The organism is Nostoc sp. NMS4 (genome assembly GCF_017115095.1).
Classification (GTDB): domain Bacteria; phylum Cyanobacteriota; class Cyanobacteriia; order Cyanobacteriales; family Nostocaceae; genus Nostoc.
Genome location: NZ_JABXKI010000355.1, coordinates 1 through 3,588, shown reverse-complemented (window position 1 = coordinate 3,588; position 3,588 = coordinate 1). Strand labels below are relative to the sequence as shown.

The following is a 3,588-nucleotide window of genomic DNA, read 5'->3' as shown; positions in this document are numbered from 1 at the left end:
TTTCGCTGTATCCTAATTTTAACAGAATATGGAGCGCCTAACTCATGACTGGAAGTCACAAGTGTGCGGCTTGCGGAAATCAATAATTTCGTGAAATGGTAGATTATTGATTTTGAGCAACGGCACGATCGCAATCGCACTTTAAACTTAACAAAAATATCAAATTAATGCCCCATTCTTCACAAGTTCCTTAGATTGTTTTCGTAAATTTAAACTAAAGGTGGACAACGTTGGCAAAATGGAGTTAATCCGGCTGATGAATATTGTTAGGAAAATTAATAATAACTTAGCGATCGCTGGGCAAATTGCACTAGATCAGCTGCAACAAATAGCTGATGAAGGTTATAAGTCTGTACTTAACCTACGTTTGCCCGACGAAACAGGCTTGCTGGCTAATGAACAAGAAAAGACTGAGCTTTTGGGATTGTATTATGTTAATCTCCCAACTAAACCTGAAGACATTAATCATCAAGGTATGCTCCAGATGTATCAGACTATCACTGAACTACCCAAACCGACTCTGATACATTGTGATAATTCAATTCGTTCAGCTGCAATAGCCTTTTTGTATATCGCCCTCAAACAAGGTATGGGCTTTGAAAAAGCACTGCAAAGAGTTATTAGTTTAGGTTTGATATAAAACTAGTACCGCAAGGGGTAATTCGTAATGACGCTCGTTCGCTCTTAGCGTCTCCCCTTGGGAGAAGACTCGCTAACGTAATTCGTAATTCGTAATTACCACTGCGTAAGGGTTTTAGACATTTCAAATTGGTGGCTTATTTCTGCCGTGCTGTACTAGTATTTGAATTTTTCAATTAATTTTAGAGATTGGGAATTAGGAATTGGGAATTGGGAATCGTGTTTTATGCCTAATTGAGAAGGAAACCTGTTTCCCCAATCTCTCATCCCATCGATTTTAAGTTCTCACAGCTTTTCATCCCAGAGCTAGAAGCGAAGATTTTTATAGTAATTTATCATCGTGGGGGAAATATACCTCACAAAACCGAAGACTGGAAAAAAAATGAGGTTGTTACCTAGCTAAATTTCTGGAATTCGTCATCATGTATGAACTAGTTCAAGCTATCTCCAACGGTGATGAAAAAACTGCCCTACATCAGTTTATTTATGCGTTGAGTGCTTCAGGTAAGCATTACTTCCTAAGAAATGAGATTTTGCTTTTCTTTGCTGATTACTGTCATCAATCCGAAAAGCCAGCCTATTTTTACCACTCTTCTTCTGTTGGCAAACTAATACAATATACCCACGAAATAATTCTCGAAGAGGAAAGTACTTGGTTCGTGATTCGGCCAAAGATTGCTAATCAAGAAGTTTGGCGACTGACAGCCGACTTTAGCAGGTTCGAGCCGATGACACCTCAAGCGCTGTTAGATGTGAGAGATCGTCTAGTCAACCGCTACCAACCCCATATCCTCGAAATCGACCTCCACCCCTTCTATGAGAATTCTCCCAGAATTGACGATGCGAGAAATATTGGTCAAGGTTTAGCCTTTCTCAATCGTTACCTGTGCAATCAATTGTTGACTGACCCTGAATATTGGGTAGAAATATTATTTAAAGCATTACATAGGCTGCAATGCAATGGTATTAGTTTATTGTTGAGCGATCGCATTTCTTCCGGTGTTGAGTTAGCCACACAACTTAAGCTAGCGCTCAAATTCCTGAGTGAGCGATCGCCTCATGAACCTTATGAAAAATTCCGCTTTGACCTCCAAGAACTCGGCTTTGAGCCGGGTTGGGGTAACACTGCGGCGCGTGTCTCCCAAACCCTAGAACTCCTCGACCGACTGATTTACTCCCCAGAACCCGGCATCTTAGAAACATTTGTAGCCCGCGTCCCCGCCGTCTTTCGCGTCGTCCTCATCTCCGTCCACGGTTGGGTGGGACAGGAGGATGTTTTGGGAAGAGATGAAACACTTGGTCAAGTTATCTACGTCCTCGAACAAGCTCGCAGCTTAGAAAACGAACTGCGCGAACAAATCAAACTCGCTGGACTCGACCAGCTAGGTATTAAGCCCCATGTAATTATTCTCACTCGCCTAATCCCTAACTGCGAAGGCACATTTTGTAACCTACCCTTAGAAAAAGTCCAAGATACTGAAAATGCTTGGATATTGCGCGTTCCTTTTGGTGAATTCAATCCAGAAATTACGAACAATTGGATTTCTAAATTTGATATTTGGCCTTATTTAGAGCAATTTGCTATAGATGCAGAAAGAGAATTACTAGCTCATTTTAAAGGCAAACCTAATCTAGTTGTTGGTAATTACAGCGATGGTAATTTAGTGGCGTTTCTGCTATCTCGGCGAATGAAAGTTACCCAATGTAACATTGCCCATTCCTTAGAAAAACCTAAATATCTATTTAGCAATTTATATTGGCAAGATTTAGAAGAGAAATATCATTTCTCGGCACAATTCACCGCCGATTTGATTAGTATGAATGCAGCCGACTTCATTATTACATCGTCCTATCAAGAAATTGTCGGCACACCTGACACAATAGGTCAATACGAGTCGTATAAGTGGTTTACGATGCCGCAGTTGTATCATGTGGTTGATGGCATTGATTTATTTAGTCCTAAATTTAACTTAGTGCCGCCGGGAGTAAATGAAAATATTTTCTTCCCCTATAACCAAAAAAAACATCGAGATTCTAACCTTCGTACAAAAACCCACGATTTACTATTTAGCCGGGAAGATCCTCAAATACTTGGTCATTTAGATCGCCCCAATAAGCGACCAATCTTTGCTGTTGATACCGTCACTTCAATCAATAATCTCACTGGTTTAGCTGAATGCTTTGGTAAAAATCAGGCTTTGCAAGAGCATTGCAACCTGATTCTCTTAACTAGTAAACTGCATCCAGATGAAGCTATAAACTCAGAAGAAGCAGAAGAAATTCAAAAACTCCATGACATTATCGGTCAATATCAACTCTATGGCAAGATTCGCTGGGTGGGAATGCGTATCCCTAGCAGGGAACTCGGCGAAGCCTATCGAGTAGTTGCAGATTCTCAGGGTATTTATATTCATTTTGCCAGCTTTGAATCCTTCGGGCGGAGTATTTTGGAAGCCATGATTTCCGGCTTACCTACTTTCACTACCCAATTTGGCGGCTCTTTAGAAATTCTTGAAAACCAAGAGAATGAGTTTGATGTTAATCCTACAGACTTAGAAGGAACAGCAACAAAAATTTTAGACTTCCTTGAAAAATGCGATGCTCGTACTGAATACTGGCACGAAGTTTCAGAATGGATGAGTGAGCGAATTCATCATAAATATAATTGGCATTTACATAGTAATCAATTATTACTACTTGCAAAAATGTTTAGTTTTTGGAACTTTGTGGCTCCCGAAAATAACGAAGCCAGAGATCGCTACATGGAAACCTTATTTCATCTCATTTATAAACCCAGAGCCGAAAAGATTTTGGAAAAGCATAAGGGGGGATGAGAGAGATGAGGGAGACAAGGGAGAGGGGGGAGACAAGGGAGAAAGATTGCTACCTTGTCTCCCTTGTCCCCCTTGTCCCCTTGTCCTCTTCCCAATGCCCAATGCCCAATTCCCC

The 3,588-nt window shown here is 40.8% G+C and carries 2 protein-coding genes; both read left to right on the top strand.

Annotation, left to right across the window (positions count from 1 at the left end):
• Positions 1-256 precede the first annotated feature (256 nt).
• Positions 257-640: a protein tyrosine phosphatase family protein gene (locus HWQ37_RS30955; RefSeq protein WP_292754454.1), complete on the top strand. Its 384-nt coding sequence runs from the start codon at positions 257-259 to the stop codon at positions 638-640.
• 421 nt (positions 641-1,061) lie between these two features.
• Positions 1,062-3,473, top strand: coding sequence for a sucrose synthase (locus tag HWQ37_RS30950; RefSeq protein ID WP_292754451.1), 2,412 nt, complete (start codon positions 1,062-1,064; stop codon positions 3,471-3,473).
• Positions 3,474-3,588 lie beyond the last annotated feature (115 nt).